This is a genomic window from Vibrio maerlii, from assembly GCF_003415655.1.
GTDB classification, from domain to species: domain Bacteria; phylum Pseudomonadota; class Gammaproteobacteria; order Enterobacterales; family Vibrionaceae; genus Vibrio; species Vibrio maerlii.
This window is the reverse complement of sequence record NZ_QRHC01000017.1, coordinates 30,056-47,574: the sequence shown is the minus strand read 5'-3', so window position 1 is coordinate 47,574 and position 17,519 is coordinate 30,056. Positions and strand designations below refer to the sequence as shown.

Below are 17,519 nucleotides of genomic sequence, written 5' to 3'. Positions count from 1 at the left end.
AGCGAAAACGAAAAAGGAACCACAATTGCGGTTCCTTTTTTAGTTTAATTTGTCCCATCCTAAAACAATCAGGCTTCCTTCACCTCTTCTACAATCACATCATCTTGTGTTGAAGACATAAACTCAGCCAACTCAAGCTCTAAAAGCTCTGCATCAGTCTTAGAATGTTTATATTGGAGATGATTAACCACTCGGCTACGACCCAGGTCTTTCGCCATATACAGCGCCTTATCCGCCATCTTAATCAAGGATTCAGAGTCCGACGCGGGTTGTGGGAAAGTAGAAACACCAATAGAGACACCCAACTGTCCCAGAGACAATCCCTTGTGTTCTAGATGCATACCACGTACCTCCTGACAGATTTGCTCAGCAAATAGTGTCGCAGCTTCAACATCATAGCTAGGCAGAAGAATCGCAAGTTCTTCACCACCAAGACGGAATGCAACCTCATCATCTTTGACTGAGTTCTTAAGCAGTGAACTGATCTCTTTAAGAACGTAATCACCAGCATCATGACCAAAGTTGTCGTTGAATCGCTTGAAGTGGTCAAGATCGAGCATCAAGAGCGACACTTCATAATCATTACTGCTTGAGTTCATGGTGAGCTCAGCCAGTTTCTGTTCGAAGAAGCGGCGGTTGAATAGACCTGTTAGTGGGTCGCTCAATGCTTGTGAACGCAGTTTCTCTTGTAGGCTTAGATTCGCTAACGCTAGACCAAGGTGCTCTGCAACGCTAAAGGCCAGCTGCTCAGTGATCGGGTCTATCTCGATGTCACCCTGACCAAAATAAAGGTGCATGATACCTATGGTATTACCGTGAGCAGTCAATGGAATACATAGTGTTTGGTTGTGCTCGATATCTTGCATATGAGCACAGCTCAATGTGTGAAACTCATTGTTCGACTGATGAACACGGCCTTTACGCAGTGACCAACACTCATCAGGGGCGAAGGTTACGCTACCTGGCCACGCTTCTCCCCAGTCTAATTGGGTAATCAGTTGGTTACGTGAGGAGCGCATCAAAGAGACACTCCCATTCACCTTACCTAGAATACGTGGCAAGATATCAGAGACGATTTTCTGTGCTTCGACCATGTTGTTACACGCAGCAAGCATGTTCGCTAAGCGGTGCAGCAGCTCAATCTCATGAGTTCGCTGGCGAATACGCTCATCTTGCTTCTTCTGCTCTTCTTCAACCTTTTGGTTGATTTGACGGTTACTGATGATAGAGATCGCTACCAAAAAACCTACACTCAATACTCCCATACCAACCAAGATACTCATCAGTTGCAGGTTCATTTGTTTGAGCTGATACATAGGTGAGGAAATGACAATCACATAATCGGTACCATTAACGGGTTCTATAACTGAGTGATAGATTCGATCGGTAGAAGTTACGGTACTAAAACGTACATCACTACCAACACCATCGCTTAGTGCTTGGATAACCTCAGGTCGGTCACCATGGTTCTCAACATTAGATAGAGCGTGATCCGATAAGTCAGTATCACCAATGACTACACCATCCGTCGCAATCACCTGAATACGCAGGTTTGTGCTTGCCTGTGTAAGGTCTCCGATATAATCATCGACATCCATACCAGGCGTAAAGGTATGACTGTCTTCTCGGATCTCATAAATAACATCGGACATCAAAGAGCCTAGTCGATCACTTTCATGCTGAACAACCAAGCGTTCTAATGTTGTGTAGAAGACATACAGCCCAACTAACATCGATAGCGATAAGATCAGAATGGGTAGTGTCTGCCACTTTCTATCAACCATTCTCACGTTTCATTCACCCTAACTTTACAGAATTACATCTTGCATATTAACAATTCAGCAAAGGAAAACAATCTAAAAAATAACCAACCTTCCCCATTTTTTGGCACAAACCTCAGATGGTATATGTTCAGAAAGGACAAAAGCCACTCAAGGTGGCTTTTGTAAGTTTGCTAATTGACTAAAGGCTCTTCAGTCCCCACTTTGCTGCGACTCGGTCGAAGAATCCTTGCGTCTTCTTCAACTCAACCCAGTGATTGATGTAGTTAATCCAAACTTGGTCATCTTGTGGAAGCAGCATCGCAATCGGTGTTGGTTTGCGTGGCTCTTTCACTGGCACTATCGCCAACTGCTTAAATTTATCCACCAGCGTTGCAGCCTCAACATTTGAGGTCACAGACACATCTGCGCGTTTCGCTAGTAGTTCTTGGAAGTCTCGTGCCGGTGCCTCAATCACGATATGTTGCGCCGATGGGAAGAACTCCTTCACCATCTTTTCTTGCACGGTACCCAAGGTAGCCGCCACTTTAACTTCAGCGTTATCAAAGTCACTCCAATCGGAGAACTTCTCTAAGTCTTTCTTTTGTACCACGGGCACAAACGCTAGATAAAAGTACGGCTGGCTGTAGCCTGCCACTTTCGCTCGTGACATATTAAGTGAGGCGCTTCCGGTGATGTCATATTTGTTGGCAGTCACACCGTTTACTAGAGTTTTCCAGTCAGTGGCAACAAACTCCACTTTGACCCCAAGGTCCTTAGCAAGCTCGGTAGTGACATCAATGTCGAACCCTCGGTAGCTATTCGTTGCCGGATCCTTCATTGTCATGGGGTTCCAATCCCCAGTGGTGCCAACTCGCAAAACCCCTTTATCTAAAATGTCATGTAAACGGCTTTGGGCCGCAGCTACCTGACTAAAAGCCAGTAGACATACCCCAAGCGCTAAAAAAAGCTTTCTCATCCCAATTCCTTTTGTAGTTAAGATATTTTTTAATTAGTAACGACTTATGCCACTTCACTGTTAACATAGTAGCAACAAATGGATTTTGTTAGGAAAGATAAGTGAAATTTCGATATCTGATGCTTCTTTCACTCTTGTTGCTCACAGGGTGTAGCGATTATCAATGGGGTTGGTATGTTCTCGATCCGACCACAGCCCAAGGCCAAATTAACCTCAAGTTCTTGGTGACAGGTTTCTCTGAAACGATTCAGGTTTCGCTACTCAGTATGCTGCTGGCGATGTTGATTGGGTTATTTGTATCGTTGTTAGCGTTAGCGAAAAGCCGCGCACTGCAGTGGGTTAACCGAATCTATGTCGAGGTCATACGCTCTATTCCTGTGCTGGTCCTATTGCTATGGGTCTACTACGGCATGCCGACACTGATGGATATCTCCCTCAATCACTTTTGGGCAGGCGTTATTGCCCTAACAATCGCAGAGAGTGCCTTTATGGCAGAGGTATTTCGAGGAGGAATTCAAGCGATCTCTAAAGGCCAACACGAAGCTGCGGAGTCATTAGGATTGGGGCCATGGAAAAAGATGCGCTTAGTGATCTTACCGCAAGCATTCAGGCAGATCCTGCCTCCACTGGGAAATCAGTTTGTCTACATACTAAAGATGAGCTCACTGGTCAGTGTTATTGGCTTAAGTGACCTAACCCGGCGAGCCAACGAGCTGGTGGTTAATGAGTACTTACCACTCGAGATATATACCTTCTTAGTATTAGAGTATCTGATTTTGATACTCGTGGTTTCTCAAGCGGTCAGGTGGCTAGAAAAACGCATCGCGATTCCAAGCCACTAGTCTATTTTCAATATTCTAGCTTTAAAAACAAAAACGCCACTGAGTCAGTGGCATTTTTGGTATTCGCTCTAAAGAAAGATTACTTCTTCTTAACTGGACGTTGCCAGTTTGCGATACGACGTTCTTTCGCACGGCTAATCACTAACTCGTTCTCAGCGACATCCTTGGTAACGGTTGAACCTGCGCCCACTGTCGCACCGTTTGCAATTGTAATAGGTGCAATGAGCTGACTATCAGAGCCAACAAACACATCATCACCGATGATCGTCTTAAACTTGTTTGCACCATCGTAATTACAGGTAATTGCACCAGCTCCAACATTTACGCGCTGGCCAATTTCCGCATCACCTAGGTAAGTTAAATGGTTTGCTTTAGAGCCTTCACCAAGGCGAGCGTTTTTCACTTCAACGAAGTTACCGACATGAGCGTCATTACGCAGCTCAGCTCCAGGGCGCAGACGGGTAAACGGACCTACCGTACACTCTTCACCGACCGTTGCACCTTCGATGACACTGTATGGGCGGACTAATGTGTTATCGTCGATTTCACAATCTTTCAGTACACAACCAGTACCGATCGTCACGTTATCACCTAGGGTTACTGTACCCTCTATGATCACGTTCGCATCTATTTCACAGTCCATACCGCATTGCAGCTCACCACGCAGATCAAAACGTGATGGATCACGTAGCATTACGCCTTGCTCAAGCAGCTTCTGCGCTTGCATTGATTGGAATGCGCGCTCTAGGCGAGCAAGCTGAGCTCGATCATTAACACCCTCAACTTCAATAGGGTTTGCTGGGTGTACCGCTTCAACAGCGCGACCTTCATCATGCGCCGCCGCGATGACATCAGTCAGGTAATATTCACCCTGAGCATTATCGTTGTTAAGACCAGACAGCCAACGCTTAAGATCGCCACCGGTTGCTACCATAACACCCGTATTAATTTCTTTAATCAGCTTCTGTTCTTCTGTCGCATCTTTCTGCTCAACAATAGCAACCACAGGACCATTACGACGAAGAATACGACCGTAACCCGTTGGGTTGTCCAGAACGACGGTCAGTAGCGCAATACCACCGGTAGGCTGCGCTTCAAGCAGGTTTTCAATCGTTTGTTCTGAAATCAGTGGTACATCACCGTAAAGAACCAACACCTTCTCATCATCAGCAAAATGCATTGATGCCTGATCAACCGCGTGGCCGGTACCTAGCTGTTGCTCTTGTAGTGCCCAATTCACTTGTTCATCTACTAGTGCTTGCTTCATCTGATCGCCACCATGGCCATAAACCAAGTGGATATTTTGCGCACCTAGACCTGAGCACGTATCAATCACGTGCTTAACCATAGGTTTGCCCGCTAAGGTATGCAGTACCTTAGGCATATTAGAGTACATGCGGGTTCCCTTACCCGCCGCCAGAATCACAGCACTAAATTTCATCAAAACAACCTAGTAAAAACGTTAATAGTTATAAAACAGATCTTGATTCTACGATCCAAGTCCCTGTTTAAATTTGGATAATTATAATACAAAAAAGGCGACCTAGGGTCGCCTTTTGTATCTGCTGTCGCTAATCAGCGATTAGCGGTGCTTTTTCGTCAGCTCGATCACTCGTAGCTGAGCAATGGCTTTAGCTAGCTCGCTGGCTGCTTGTGCGAAGTCCATGTCGCCATGCTGATTGTGGATATTCTCCTCAGCTTTGCGCTTGGCTTCTTCCGCCTTAGCTGCGTCTAGTTCTTCACCACGGATAGCGGTATCAGCAAGTACTGTTGCTGTTCCCGGTTGAACCTCAACCATGCCACCAGAGACATAGATGAATTCTTCTTGACCGTGTTGCTTAACAATACGCACCATACCAGGATTGATAGCAGTCAGTAATGGAGTGTGGCCATGAAAGATACCTAGCTCACCCTCACTACCGGTCACCTGAAACGTTTCAACACGGCCAGAGAACAAGCTCTTCTCCGCACTTACAACGTCTAGATGAAAGGTTATTGGTGCCATATCGCCTCCTAGTTAGCCTTATAGCTTCTTAGCATTCTCAACAGCGTCTTCAATCTTACCGCAGTACATGAAGGCTTGCTCTGGAATGTCATCGTAGTCACCAGCTAGTAGACCTTTAAAGCCACTTAGCGTGTCTTTAAGTGGTACGTAGATACCTGGGTCGCCAGTAAATACTTCCGCTACGTGGTAAGGCTGAGTTAGGAAACGTTCAATCTTACGAGCACGAGATACAACTTGCTTATCTTCTTCAGATAGCTCATCCATACCTAGGATCGCGATGATGTCCTTCAGCTCTTTATAACGCTGCAGCGTAGACTGAACACCACGAGCGATGTCGTAGTGCTCTTGACCAACGACTAGTGGATCTAGCATACGAGATGTAGAGTCTAGTGGGTCGATCGCTGGGTATAGACCCATTGCTGCGATGTTACGGTTAAGTACAACCGTTGCATCCAAGTGCGCGAACGTGGTTGCTGGAGACGGGTCAGTCAAGTCATCGGCTGGTACATATACCGCCTGTACAGACGTGATAGAGCCAGACTTAGTTGACGTGATACGCTCCTGAAGTACACCCATCTCTTCTGCAAGAGTTGGCTGGTAACCTACCGCTGAAGGCATACGACCTAGCAGTGCTGATACCTCTGTACCTGCAAGTGTGTAACGGTAGATGTTATCAACGAACAGAAGTACGTCACGACCTTCGTCACGGAAACGCTCTGCCATTGTTAGACCAGTCAGTGCAACACGTAGACGGTTACCTGGTGGCTCGTTCATCTGGCCGTATACCATTGCTACTTTAGATTCTTCAGGATTCTCAACGTTTACAACGCCCGCTTCCTGCATCTCAAAGTAGAAATCGTTACCTTCACGAGTACGCTCACCAACACCTGCGAAAACAGATAGACCTGAGTGTTGAAGTGCGATGTTGTTGATAAGCTCCATCATGTTAACGGTCTTACCTACACCCGCACCACCGAATAGACCGATTTTACCACCCTTAGCGAATGGACAAACTAGGTCGATTACCTTTACACCCGTCTCTAGAAGAGCGATCTCATTTGATTGGTCTTCGTAGCTTGGCGCTTCACGGTGGATAGAGTAAGTCTCTTCCGCACCGATTTCACCACACTCATCAATCGCGTCACCAAGAACGTTCATGATACGACCTAGGGTCTTAGTACCTACTGGTACTGAAATTGGAGCGCCTGTATTTACTACTTCAACTCCACGACGTAAACCATCAGAGCTACCCATTACGATACAACGAACTACGCCACCGCCTAGCTGTTGTTGAACCTCAAGAACTAGACGCTCTTTCGCTTCAGTTACGTTCAGAGCGTCATATACACTTGGTACTTCACTCTGTGGGAACTCTACGTCGACTACTGCACCGATGATCTGTACGATCTTACCTGTAGCCATCGTTAATCCTCTAACTTATTAGTTTTACCTAAACTTAAACCGCTGCTGCGCCTGATACAATCTCAGACAGTTCTTGTGTGATCGCCGCTTGACGCGCCTTGTTATACACAAGCTCTAAGTCTTCAATCAGGTTGCTAGCGTTATCCGTTGCTGCTTTCATAGCAATCATTCGTGCTGCTTGCTCACAAGCCAGGTTCTCTACGACACCTTGGTACACCTGGGACTCAACATAACGCACCAATAGTGCATCTAGTAGAGACTTAGGCTCAGGTTCGTAGATGTAATCCCACGAGTGATCACGCTGCATTTCTTCGCTGTCCGATTTAGGCAAAGGTAACAATTGATCGATCGTTGGTTCTTGTACCATAGTGTTTACAAATTTATTGAACACTACGTATAGACGATCCAACTCGCCTTCATCGTATTTCTTAAGCATTACGCTTACCGAACCGATTAGGTCTTCCAGGCTAGGACTATCGCCTAGGCCAGATACTTGCGCCGCCACTTTCGCGCCGCTGTTGTTGAAGAATGCTGTTGCTTTAGAACCTACGATTGCAAGTTCAACTTCAGCACCCTTCTCAGACCAGTTTTGCATGTCTGTCATAGCTTTCTTGAACAGGTTAATGTTCAAACCACCACACAGACCGCGGTCGGTAGAAACGATGATATAACCAACACGTTTAGCTTCACGCTCTTCTAGGTATGGATGACGATACTCTAGGCTTGCGTTTGCTACGTGACCGATCACTTTACGTATAGTTTCAGCATATGGACGAGAAGCTTCCATTGCATCTTGAGAGCGACGCATTTTTGAAGCTGCTACCATTTCCATTGCTTTCGTAATCTTCTGAGTGCTTTTCACACTACCGATTTTATTACGTATCTCTTTTGCGCCGGCCATCGTTACTCTCCATTAGTTGGTGGCATTACTGCCACCGACCTATTACCAAGTTTGGGTTGCTTTGAAATCGTCAGTAAGCGTTTTAAGCTTCGCTTCGATTTCATCGTTGTAAGCACCCGTCTTGTCGATCTCAGCTGCTAATTCAGCATGTTGACCGCGAGCGTACGATAGTAGAGCCGCCTCGAAATCGAGAACTTTATTAAGTTCTACATCATCAAGGTAACCACGTTCAGCGGCGAAGATAACTAGCGCTTGGTCAAATACAGACATTGGAGCGTATTGCTTCTGCTTCATCAGTTCTGTCACTTTTTGACCGTGGTCTAGCTGCTTCTTCGTTGCTTCATCAAGGTCAGACGAGAACTGAGCAAACGCTGCAAGTTCACGGTATTGCGCTAGTGCAGTACGGATACCGCCTGATAGCTTCTTGATGATTTTCGTCTGTGCTGAACCACCTACACGAGATACTGAGATACCTGGGTCAACCGCTGGACGAACACCTGCGTTGAATAGCTCAGTTTGTAGGAAGATCTGACCATCGGTAATCGAGATTACGTTAGTCGGTACGAATGCAGATACGTCACCAGCTTGTGTTTCGATGATAGGAAGCGCAGTTAGAGAACCCGTCTTACCTTTCACTTCACCGTTAGTGAACTTCTCTACGTACTCTTCGCTTACACGAGCTGCACGCTCTAGTAGACGCGAGTGAAGGTAGAAAACATCACCTGGGAATGCTTCACGACCTGGTGGACGCTTAAGTAGTAGAGAAATCTGACGGTAAGCGACCGCTTGTTTAGATAGGTCATCGTAAACAATCAGTGCATCTTCACCGCGATCACGGAAGTATTCACCCATCGCACAACCAGAGTATGGCGCTAGGTATTGCAGCGCAGCAGACTCAGAAGCCGAAGCAACGACAACGATAGTGTTCGCTAGCGCACCGTGCTCTTCTAGTTTGCGTACTACGTTAGCGATAGTCGATGCTTTCTGACCGATTGCTACGTAGATTGAGAAAATACCAGAATCTCTCTGGTTGATGATTGCATCGATCGCCATTGCTGTTTTACCAGTTTGGCGGTCACCGATGATAAGCTCACGCTGACCACGACCGATTGGGATCATTGAGTCAACTGACTTATAACCAGTTTGTACAGGTTGGTCTACCGATTTACGGTCGATTACACCTGGTGCAATCACTTCAACAGGCGAAGACAGTTTCGCTTCGATTGGACCTTTACCATCGATAGGTTCACCTAGTGTGTTCACTACGCGACCTAGCAGTTCTGGACCAACTGGCACTTCAAGAATGCGGCCAGTACCTGTTACTTTCATGCCTTCCTTAAGGTCAGCATATGGGCCCATTACAACCGCACCAACCGAGTCACGCTCAAGGTTAAGTGCTAGTGCATAACGGCCACCCGGTAATTCAATCATTTCACCTTGCATCACGTCCGCTAGGCCGTGAATGCGAATGATACCGTCGCTTACCGATACGATAGTACCTTCATTACGAGCTTCACTAACAACTTCGAAAGATTCGATACGTTGTTTGATTAGATCGCTAATTTCCGTGGAATTAAGTTGCATGCTCCAATCCCCATTAAGACTGCAATGCATCGCTCAGTCGGTTCAAACGACCGCGTGCTGAGTTATCGATGACTAAGTCTCCGGCTCGAATAATAACCCCACCAAGTAGGGTCTCGTCTACACTGCAATTCAGCTTAACTTTGCGCTCAAGGCGCGTTTCAAGTTTGCTAATGATGTCAGCTTGTTGTTGCTCAGAAAGTTCTGTAGCAGAGATAACGTCAGCCGTGATCTCTTTTTCATGCTCCTGTTTCAGGCGCAAGAATTCAGCGTATACATCCGGTAGGGCTAGCAGCCTCTCGTTTTCAGCCATTACCTTGATCAGGTTTTGGCCAAACTCGTCGAGTTGCTCGCCACAAACAGCGACAAAGATATCAGTTAATTTCTTAGCTGACGTTGAGCTTGTTAAAAGCTCATGAACTTGTTCGTTGTTAGCAACTTCTGTAGTAAAAGCTAGCATTTCAACCCATTGGTCTAGTGCACCTTTATCTACAGCAAAGTCAAATGCTGCTTTAGCATAGGGGCGTGCGATAGTAGTCAAATCAGACATATGCGCCCCCAGCCTTAAAGTTTTGCAGTAATGTTGTCGAGAAGATCTTTGTGCGCCTCTTTATCAATAGAGCGCTCTAGAATTTTCTCGGCACCAGCTAAAGCCAGAGTTGCAACTTGTTTGCGCAGATCATCACGCGCGCGGTTGCGTTCAGCTTCAATTTCAGCTTCCGCTTGTGTAAGAATCTTCTGGCGTTCTGCCTGAGCTTCTTCACGAGCTTCGTCAACAATTTGAGCGCTACGCTTATTTGCTTGCTCGATGATCTCAGTTGCTGTGCGCTTCGCTTCTTTCAATGAATCAGAAGCGTTGGCTTGAGCTAGATCTAAGCTCTTCTCTGCTCGCTCTGCAGCCACAAGACCATCAGCAATTTTCTTCTGACGTTCTTCGATTGCATCCATGATTGGCGGCCATACATATTTCATGCAGAACCACACAAACAGTGCGAATGAGATTGCTTGACCTAGCAGAGTTGCGTTCATATTCACAACAGCTACCCCTCTTTAATTGGACCTAATGTTAATCTGTGACAAGCGAGGCTTGTCTCAAGTCAAAAGTGATTAACCTAGTTGACCAACGAATGGGTTTGCGAATGTGAATAGTAGAGCGATTACGATACCGATCATTGGAACCGCATCCAGTAGACCTGCGATGATGAACATCTTAACTTGCAGCATCGGTGCCATTTCTGGTTGACGCGCAGCGCCTTCTAGGAACTTACCGCCTAGGATTGCGAAGCCGATTGCAGTACCTACTGCACAAAGACCTACGATGATTGCTACTGCGATTGCTGAAAAGCTCAGTACAGTTTCCATTACTATCTCCAATTTATAGTTGTCGGCTTAATGCCTAAATAAAAAGCTTTTAAAAATTAATGATCACTATCTTCGTGTGCCATTGACATATATACAATTGTCAACATCATGAACACGAATGCTTGAATCAAGATTACCAGAATATGGAAAATCGCCCACGGTAGTGAGCCCATCCATTGTAAATACCATGGAAGCATTGCCGCACAAAGAATGAATACAACCTCACCCGCGAACATGTTACCGAATAGACGCATACCTAGTGACAGAGGTTTCGCCAATAGCGATACCACTTCAATAAGTAGGTTGAACGGAATCATTGTCCAGTGGTTGAATGGGTGTAATGCCAATTCTTTAGCAAAACCGCCTAGGCCTTTCACTTTGATGCTGTAGTAGATCATCAGAGCAAACACACCTAGAGCCATAGCCATAGTGATATTTACATCAGCTGACGGTACAACCTTAAGATAAGGAATACCCATCTGCTCCGCTGAGTACGGTAAGAAATCGATAGGCACAAGGTCCATCAAGTTCATTAAGAATACCCAACAAAAGATCGTCAGTGCTAGAGGAGCGATCAATGGGTTGCGTCCATGAAAGGTGTCTTTGACGTTTTGCGCGACAAATTCAACGATCATTTCTACAGCACACTGAAGCTTACCCGGTACACCTGCTGTTGTTCCCTTTGCTACCTTGTAAAAAATTCCTAAGAAGATTAAACCAGTAAACCAAGAAAAAAACAGGCTATCGATATGTACGTTCCAGAAACTAGACTCTTCAGCCACCAAACCAAGCTTTGCTAATGAAAGATTAGATAGGTGGTGAGAGATGTATCCAGACGATGTTAGCGCTTCACCTGGCGCAGCCATAACTCATCCTATTTTTTGTTGTTAATGAATAGCGCTGGAGCAAAGATATTGATACCTAATACCAGCAAATAGGTTAGTTTGAGGGGAACGAGTTCCACCTGCATATACACGTAGACAAAAGAGAACAATGCGATTGTGATAAGGATCTTCAATGCCTCTCCGGCAAAGAAAGAAGCTGCGACCAATTTAGCTGCGCGAGCACCGCTAAATAAGAACGCAAAGACAGCAAACACCATATTCGCGACGACAAAAATGCCACCGCCAATCAGTGCTGCAATCCCCCAATCAACATCAACGGCTAAAGCCATCCCTGCTGCCACAAAAATAACCACGCTCACTTGAATCAACATCAATCGCTTAGCAAGCTCTCGTCCTGGTCGAGCCAGCGTAGTTACCATGTATTCATACCTCTAATAAAATCCACTATGCACTTAGCTTCGCCGTGCGGGGAAATTGCAGAAATTATACGTTTTGATACAAACCGTTTGCAATATAAACGCAGCAAATAGTTACAGTTTCATTTACAAACCGTCAACTTCCGCACAAAAAACAAATTAAGGTTTCTTTGACTTATGTCAATTATCTCATTTAGCCCTGTAGCTTTGCAATAAGGAGCTCTAATTTGTGAGGCTCATCAAGACTAATTGTAATTTTTGATTTCCCATCATTCGCGCGAGTGATGGAAACTTGACCATTCAATTGCGAACTTAGGGTTTCTGCCCATATGTTCGCTTGCTCATCGATTGGTTTTTCGACCTTTTCTGACGTTCCCGATAACGCTTTCTTAACAAGTACTTCCGTTTGTCGTACTGTTAGCTGTTTTTTCGCTACTTGATTTGCAACATCAACCTGTTGTTCACCCTCAAGAGCAAGCAGAGCCCTAGCATGCCCCATTTCAATCAATTTTTCCGAAACGAGACTTTTTACGTCAGTTTCTAGCTGATTTAGACGCAATAGGTTGCTTACCGTAGCTCGAGACTTACCAATTACCTCAGCAACTTGCTGGTGAGTAAGTGTGAACTCATCTTGTAAGCGCTCTAGTGCTTGAGCTTCTTCGATCGCATTAAGGTCTTCACGCTGAATATTCTCAATCAAAGCCATCGCAATCGCAGCACGATCTTGAACGTTCTTAACTAAACATGGTACTGCTTTTAAGCCTGCATGTTTCGCAGCACGCCAACGACGCTCACCTGCAATGATCTCAAACTTGTGTTCATCTACTTGACGAACCACGATCGGTTGAATGATGCCTTGTGATTGAATCGAAGCTGCAAGTTCCTCTAGCGCCTCGGATGACATCTCTTTACGCGGTTGGTAAACACCTGGCTGTAAATGTGCAACCGCAAGCTCACGCAGTTCACCATCCGCAGATTTTTCTTGGCTTTGCTCAGCCACCTGGTGTTTTTCTCGAGCTAAAGAGCTTGTTGATAGCAATGCATCAAGCCCCTTTCCTAAACCACGTTTAGACATGGGATACGTTTCCTTATGAACTGAGTATTAGGCTGGAACTTCTTCTCGACGTAGCATCTCGCCCGCCAATGCCAAGTAGGCTTTTGCTCCTGAAGAATACTTATCGTAATACATCGCCGGTTTGCCATGACTTGGAGCCTCAGCAAGACGTACATTACGTGGGATCACGGTGCGATACACCTTATCACCAAAGTGCTTCTTTAGCTGATCGGACACTTCGTTCGACAGTCGATTGCGCGGGTCATACATGGTACGAAGTAGACCTTCAATCTTGAGCTTATCGTTAACCACTGCAGCAAGTTTGCTAATGGTATCCATCAATGCCGTTAGGCCTTCTAATGCAAAATACTCACACTGCATCGGAACCAACACCGAATCCGACGCAGCCATAGCATTGATAGTAAGTAAATTGAGCGATGGAGGACAATCGATAAAGATGAAATCATAGTTATCGCGAATTGGGGCTAATGCATTCTTGAGACGCACTTCACGCGCAAACACTTCCATCAACTTGATTTCAGCCGCGGTGACATCGCCATTTGCAGCGATCAGGTCGTAGTTTCCGGTTGTTTTGGTACAAACAACCTCAGAGAAAGGGGTATCTTCAACAAGAAGATCATAGGCAGTAGCATCTACCTGATATTTATCCACACCACTCGCCATAGTAGCATTGCCTTGAGGATCAAGATCAATCACTAATACCTTGCGCTTGGTAGCAGCCATGGAGGCTGCTAAGTTAATACAGGTTGTCGTTTTCCCTACACCGCCTTTTTGGTTGGCGATGGATATAATTCTTCCCACGGGTGGCCTCGCTTTAGTCCTTGCGCGATAAGATTACTAGATGGCGCTCACCCTCAAGCTCAGGAACGTTCAAAGTTTTGATTTCGGTCACAGAGCACCATTCAGGAAGCTGATCTATTTCATCTTTAGGGTGTACACCTTTCAGTGCTAGAAACACACCCGATTCTTCTTTCGGTAAATGATGACACCATTCAACCATATCCGTCATTGAAGCAAAAGCTCGACTCAATACACCATCGAACTTTTCTTCTGGTTGAAACTCTTCAACACGGCTTTGAACTGGTGTTACATTCTTGATACCAAGCTCATGAATCACTTGCTTGATAAAACGAATGCGCTTGCCTAGGCTGTCTAACAGAAAGAATTCATGTTCTGGATTCATGATCGCCAGAGGGATACCAGGAAGACCAGGGCCAGTACCTACATCAATAAAGCGCTTACCCTGTAAGTGAGTGCTTACGATAATACTATCGAGAATATGCTTAACCAGCATCTCGCTGGGGTTGCGAACCGATGTCAGATTATAAGCCTTGTTCCACTTATCCAGTCTTTCTACATAACCAACCAGCAGCTCGCGCTGCTGCTCAGACACGTCTAAGTCAGTTTGAGCAATCAGTGCATCTAATTGGGTGCGTAGTACGCTCATTATGCTTCCTCGCCTTTTTTCAACAGGCCATGTTTCTTCAAGTGAACCAACAAGATTGAGATTGCCGCAGGGGTAATACCTGAAATTCGAGATGCGATACCAATACTCTCAGGCCTCGCTTCATTCAATTTAGCAACCACTTCATTCGATAAACCACTTACATTAGCGTAATCCAAGTCAGCTGGCAGCTTGGTATTCTCATGGCGGAGTGATTTTTCAATCTCATCTTGTTGACGTTTGATGTAACCCTCGTACTTCACTTGGATCTCAACCTGCTCAGCTGCTTGTTGATCCTCAAGTGCAGGGCCAAATGCATCAAGCTGAGTCAGTTGATCATATGACATCTCAGGGCGACGCAGAAGATCTTCACCACTCGCTTCGCGAGCCATTGGTGTTTTTAGCAATGCATTCAGTGCCTCTACACCCTCAGATTTTGGATTCATCCACGTTTCTTTCAGGCGTTGACGCTCCGTTGCTATGTTTTCAACTTTCTCGTTAAAACGAGCCCAACGAGCATCATCAATCAGGCCTAATTCACGGGCTTTTTCCGTTAGGCGCAGATCGGCATTATCTTCACGAAGCAGCAGACGATATTCCGCTCGTGATGTAAACATACGGTACGGTTCTTTAGTACCCATGGTAGACAGATCATCAATCAATACGCCCATGTAAGCTTGGTCACGACGTGGACTCCAACCTTCTTTCTCTTGGCTGTACAAACTTGCGTTCAATCCAGCCATTAGGCCTTGTGCTGCCGCTTCTTCATATCCGGTTGTGCCATTGATCTGACCCGCAAAGAACAAGCCATTAATAAACTTAGTTTCGTAAGTTTGTTTCAGGTCACGCGGGTCGAAGAAATCGTATTCAATTGCATAACCAGGTCGAACAATGTGTGCGTTCTCAAAACCCTTCATTGAACGAACAATCTGAACCTGAACATCAAACGGTAGGCTGGTGGAGATACCATTTGGATATAGCTCATGAGTCGTTAGGCCTTCAGGCTCAATGAAAATTTGGTGACTGTTTTTATCCGAAAAGCGCATCACTTTATCTTCAATTGAAGGACAGTATCGAGGACCAATTCCTTCGATCACACCCGCATACATTGGGCTACGATCTAGGTTGTTACGGATCACTTCGTGTGTCGATTCATTCGTGTGCGTGATGTAGCATGGGATTTGTCGAGGCTGTTGCGCACGATTGCCCATGAAAGAAAATACCGGAGTCGGGTTGTCACCGTGCTGAACTTCAAGTTGAGAAAAATCCACGCTGCGAGCATCAATACGGGGTGGCGTACCTGTTTTAAGGCGATCAACACGGAATGGCAGTTCTCTCAAACGTTGCGCAAGCGCTATCGATGGAGGATCACCGGCACGTCCGCCTGATGAACTTTCCATACCAATATGAATTTTACCGCCTAGGAAAGTACCCACAGTCAAAACGATCGCTTTGCCGTAAAATTTCAATCCCATCTGCGTCACTACACCAACGGCTTGATCGTTCTCTACGATAAGATCATCGACAGATTGTTGAAACAGAGTCAGGTTTGGTGTGTTTTCTAGTGCTGATCGTACATACGCTTTGTAAAGTGCGCGGTCAGCTTGAGCACGAGTGGCACGAACAGCTGGGCCTTTCGATGCGTTTAGAGTACGGAATTGAATACCTGCATGGTCAATAGCCTCAGCCATTAGACCGCCCATTGCATCCACTTCTTTGACTAGGTGACCCTTGCCAATACCACCGATTGCTGGGTTACATGACATCTGTCCCAACGTATCAATATTGTGTGTGAGCAATAGGGTTTTTTGTCCCGTACGAGCTGATGCGAGTGCGGCTTCCGTTCCTGCATGTCCGCCACCGACAACGATGACGTCAAATTTTTCGTGATAAAGCATGAACCGACCTCAGGTATTCAATGAAAAACGGTTTGATAAAAGGAGCAGTATTCTACCTGTTTTTAAGGTCTGAGAACATCGTTTTTGTTTAAATCGATCGAGAAGGAAAAGAGTAAATATATATAAGATCTTTATATAGATCTTTTATTAGATCTACTATTAGGATCGAGGCTATCTGTGGATAACTAGAAAATGATCAACAAGATCATGGATCTTTTTTGGATCTATTCTTGTGATCTAACTTGGATCAAGATGAGAGTTTTCTGGGATCAAAAATGGGGGTTATGCACAGAGACATTTTGTCCTAAGGGTTATACTTTGGATAACTATAGGTTTATAACGGTAAATTTACATACTTATCCACAGATGGTTTGCTTAAAATATCACCACTTAAACCATGTGTGATCAAAAAAGTTATTCACAATGCATGCTCTAGAGACAAAAAAAGCGACCGAAGTCGCTTATTTTTCCCTGAAAAGTGCTGTTAGCTGAAAGCAGATAGGTGTTCTTCTAACCAAGTTTCCGCAGCATCTTCAGGTACAGCTTGTTGTAAAACATCAATAGTTAGGCAATCACTAATCGGTGTTGCACCTATATCTTCTAATAAGTCGTAAGCGTGTTGGCCTGCAGCACAGAAGGTATCGTAGCTAGAATCACCAATAGCAATGACAGCGAACTTAAGCTCCGCGGTATTTGGTGGTGTTGCTTGGATTGCTTCAATGAAAGGCTTGATGTTGTCAGGGTATTCTCCTGCGCCATGGGTAGAAGTGATAACAAGCCAAGTTCCTTGTGGTGGGATCTCTTCAAGAGCTGGTTGGTTGTGCACTGTTGTCTCTAGACCTTGCTCCGTCAATAGATCATCAAGGTGGTCACCTACGTACTCAGCACCGCCTAGGGTGCTACCTGTAATAATGTGGATCATGATCGTTTTAGTCCTTTGATTCTGAATTCTGGGTATAAAAAACGCGACGTGTAGCCGCGTTTTTGTA

The 17,519-nt window shown here is 45.4% G+C and carries 18 protein-coding genes; 1 reads left to right on the top strand and 17 read right to left on the bottom strand.

Features of this window, described 5'->3' with window-relative positions:
• Positions 1 to 68: 68 nt before the first annotated feature.
• Together DPF91_RS20615 and DPF91_RS20610 are read right to left on the bottom strand one after the other, a co-directional pair.
• Complete coding sequence (locus DPF91_RS20615) at positions 69 to 1,733, bottom strand: sensor domain-containing diguanylate cyclase (protein ID WP_117236346.1); 1,665 nt, start codon at positions 1,731 to 1,733, stop codon at positions 69 to 71.
• A gap of 229 nt (positions 1,734 to 1,962) precedes the next feature.
• Entirely contained in the window at positions 1,963 to 2,739 is a 777-nt protein-coding gene (locus DPF91_RS20610) for a transporter substrate-binding domain-containing protein (RefSeq protein WP_117236315.1), read from the bottom strand.
• A 119-nt stretch (positions 2,740 to 2,858) separates the two neighbouring features.
• Between DPF91_RS20610 and DPF91_RS20605 the strand changes: the two genes are divergently transcribed.
• Positions 2,859 to 3,581, top strand: coding sequence for an amino acid ABC transporter permease (locus tag DPF91_RS20605; RefSeq protein WP_420855628.1), 723 nt, complete (start codon positions 2,859 to 2,861; stop codon positions 3,579 to 3,581).
• A 79-nt stretch (positions 3,582 to 3,660) separates the two neighbouring features.
• Here DPF91_RS20605 and glmU read toward each other — a convergent pair whose 3' ends face one another.
• The 15 genes from glmU to mioC all read right to left on the bottom strand — a co-directional run bounded on the left by glmU (position 3,661) and on the right by mioC (position 17,452).
• Positions 3,661 to 5,022, bottom strand: a complete 1,362-nt coding sequence (glmU, locus tag DPF91_RS20600; RefSeq protein WP_117236313.1) for a bifunctional UDP-N-acetylglucosamine diphosphorylase/glucosamine-1-phosphate N-acetyltransferase GlmU — start codon at positions 5,020 to 5,022, stop codon at positions 3,661 to 3,663.
• Positions 5,023 to 5,163: 141 nt separating this feature from the next.
• Positions 5,164 to 5,586 (bottom strand): F0F1 ATP synthase subunit epsilon, encoded by a 423-nt coding sequence (locus tag DPF91_RS20595; RefSeq protein ID WP_117236312.1) that lies wholly within the window; start codon positions 5,584 to 5,586, stop codon positions 5,164 to 5,166.
• An 18-nt stretch (positions 5,587 to 5,604) separates the two neighbouring features.
• Positions 5,605 to 7,008: a F0F1 ATP synthase subunit beta gene (gene atpD / locus DPF91_RS20590; protein WP_117236311.1), complete on the bottom strand. Its 1,404-nt coding sequence runs from the start codon at positions 7,006 to 7,008 to the stop codon at positions 5,605 to 5,607.
• Between the two features lie 34 nt (positions 7,009 to 7,042).
• A complete protein-coding gene (gene atpG / locus DPF91_RS20585; protein WP_117236310.1) occupies positions 7,043 to 7,909 on the bottom strand; it encodes a F0F1 ATP synthase subunit gamma in 867 nt (288 codons plus the stop codon).
• A gap of 42 nt (positions 7,910 to 7,951) precedes the next feature.
• On the bottom strand, positions 7,952 to 9,493 hold the full coding sequence (atpA, locus tag DPF91_RS20580) for a F0F1 ATP synthase subunit alpha (protein ID WP_117236309.1): 1,542 nt from the start codon (positions 9,491 to 9,493) through the stop codon (positions 7,952 to 7,954).
• A gap of 13 nt (positions 9,494 to 9,506) precedes the next feature.
• Positions 9,507 to 10,040: a F0F1 ATP synthase subunit delta gene (atpH, locus tag DPF91_RS20575; protein ID WP_117236308.1), complete on the bottom strand. Its 534-nt coding sequence runs from the start codon at positions 10,038 to 10,040 to the stop codon at positions 9,507 to 9,509.
• Between the two features lie 14 nt (positions 10,041 to 10,054).
• Complete coding sequence (gene atpF / locus DPF91_RS20570) at positions 10,055 to 10,525, bottom strand: F0F1 ATP synthase subunit B (RefSeq protein ID WP_117236307.1); 471 nt, start codon at positions 10,523 to 10,525, stop codon at positions 10,055 to 10,057.
• 72 nt (positions 10,526 to 10,597) lie between these two features.
• Positions 10,598 to 10,852, bottom strand: coding sequence for a F0F1 ATP synthase subunit C (gene atpE, locus DPF91_RS20565; RefSeq protein ID WP_010319963.1), 255 nt, complete (start codon positions 10,850 to 10,852; stop codon positions 10,598 to 10,600).
• A gap of 56 nt (positions 10,853 to 10,908) precedes the next feature.
• Positions 10,909 to 11,718 (bottom strand): F0F1 ATP synthase subunit A, encoded by an 810-nt coding sequence (gene atpB / locus DPF91_RS20560; RefSeq protein ID WP_117236306.1) that lies wholly within the window; start codon positions 11,716 to 11,718, stop codon positions 10,909 to 10,911.
• Between the two features lie 8 nt (positions 11,719 to 11,726).
• Positions 11,727 to 12,116 (bottom strand): F0F1 ATP synthase subunit I, encoded by a 390-nt coding sequence (locus tag DPF91_RS20555; RefSeq protein WP_117236305.1) that lies wholly within the window; start codon positions 12,114 to 12,116, stop codon positions 11,727 to 11,729.
• Between the two features lie 190 nt (positions 12,117 to 12,306).
• Positions 12,307 to 13,188, bottom strand: a complete 882-nt coding sequence (locus tag DPF91_RS20550) for a ParB/RepB/Spo0J family partition protein (RefSeq protein WP_117236304.1) — start codon at positions 13,186 to 13,188, stop codon at positions 12,307 to 12,309.
• Between the two features lie 27 nt (positions 13,189 to 13,215).
• Positions 13,216 to 13,989: a ParA family protein gene (locus tag DPF91_RS20545; protein WP_117236303.1), complete on the bottom strand. Its 774-nt coding sequence runs from the start codon at positions 13,987 to 13,989 to the stop codon at positions 13,216 to 13,218.
• A 13-nt stretch (positions 13,990 to 14,002) separates the two neighbouring features.
• Positions 14,003 to 14,635, bottom strand: a complete 633-nt coding sequence (rsmG, locus tag DPF91_RS20540; protein WP_117236302.1) for a 16S rRNA (guanine(527)-N(7))-methyltransferase RsmG — start codon at positions 14,633 to 14,635, stop codon at positions 14,003 to 14,005.
• A complete protein-coding gene (gene mnmG, locus DPF91_RS20535) occupies positions 14,635 to 16,530 on the bottom strand; it encodes a tRNA uridine-5-carboxymethylaminomethyl(34) synthesis enzyme MnmG (RefSeq protein ID WP_117236301.1) in 1,896 nt (631 codons plus the stop codon). Before mnmG ends, rsmG begins: the two co-directional genes overlap by 1 nt.
• Positions 16,531 to 17,014: 484 nt before the next feature.
• Positions 17,015 to 17,452 (bottom strand): FMN-binding protein MioC, encoded by a 438-nt coding sequence (mioC, locus tag DPF91_RS20525; protein WP_117236299.1) that lies wholly within the window; start codon positions 17,450 to 17,452, stop codon positions 17,015 to 17,017.
• Positions 17,453 to 17,519 lie beyond the last annotated feature (67 nt).

Excerpts from the sequence above, each read along its gene's own strand:
- DPF91_RS20615 (WP_117236346.1), bottom strand. The coding sequence starts at position 1,733 with ATGTTAGTTGGGCTGTATGTCTTCTACACAACATTAGAACGCTTGGTT.
- DPF91_RS20610 (WP_117236315.1), bottom strand. The coding sequence starts at position 2,739 with ATGAGAAAGCTTTTTTTAGCGCTTGGGGTATGTCTACTGGCTTTTAGT.
- DPF91_RS20605 (WP_420855628.1), top strand. The coding sequence starts at position 2,859 with ATGCTTCTTTCACTCTTGTTGCTCACAGGGTGTAGCGATTATCAATGG.
- glmU (WP_117236313.1), bottom strand. The coding sequence starts at position 5,022 with ATGAAATTTAGTGCTGTGATTCTGGCGGCGGGTAAGGGAACCCGCATG.
- DPF91_RS20595 (WP_117236312.1), bottom strand. The coding sequence starts at position 5,586 with ATGGCACCAATAACCTTTCATCTAGACGTTGTAAGTGCGGAGAAGAGC.
- atpD (WP_117236311.1), bottom strand. The coding sequence starts at position 7,008 with ATGGCTACAGGTAAGATCGTACAGATCATCGGTGCAGTAGTCGACGTA.
- atpG (WP_117236310.1), bottom strand. The coding sequence starts at position 7,909 with ATGGCCGGCGCAAAAGAGATACGTAATAAAATCGGTAGTGTGAAAAGC.
- atpA (WP_117236309.1), bottom strand. The coding sequence starts at position 9,493 with ATGCAACTTAATTCCACGGAAATTAGCGATCTAATCAAACAACGTATC.
- atpH (WP_117236308.1), bottom strand. The coding sequence starts at position 10,040 with ATGTCTGATTTGACTACTATCGCACGCCCCTATGCTAAAGCAGCATTT.
- atpE (WP_010319963.1), bottom strand. The coding sequence starts at position 10,852 with ATGGAAACTGTACTGAGCTTTTCAGCAATCGCAGTAGCAATCATCGTA.
- atpB (WP_117236306.1), bottom strand. The coding sequence starts at position 11,718 with ATGGCTGCGCCAGGTGAAGCGCTAACATCGTCTGGATACATCTCTCAC.
- DPF91_RS20555 (WP_117236305.1), bottom strand. The coding sequence starts at position 12,116 with ATGGTAACTACGCTGGCTCGACCAGGACGAGAGCTTGCTAAGCGATTG.
- DPF91_RS20550 (WP_117236304.1), bottom strand. The coding sequence starts at position 13,188 with ATGTCTAAACGTGGTTTAGGAAAGGGGCTTGATGCATTGCTATCAACA.
- rsmG (WP_117236302.1), bottom strand. The coding sequence starts at position 14,635 with ATGAGCGTACTACGCACCCAATTAGATGCACTGATTGCTCAAACTGAC.
- mnmG (WP_117236301.1), bottom strand. The coding sequence starts at position 16,530 with ATGCTTTATCACGAAAAATTTGACGTCATCGTTGTCGGTGGCGGACAT.
- mioC (WP_117236299.1), bottom strand. The coding sequence starts at position 17,452 with ATGATCCACATTATTACAGGTAGCACCCTAGGCGGTGCTGAGTACGTA.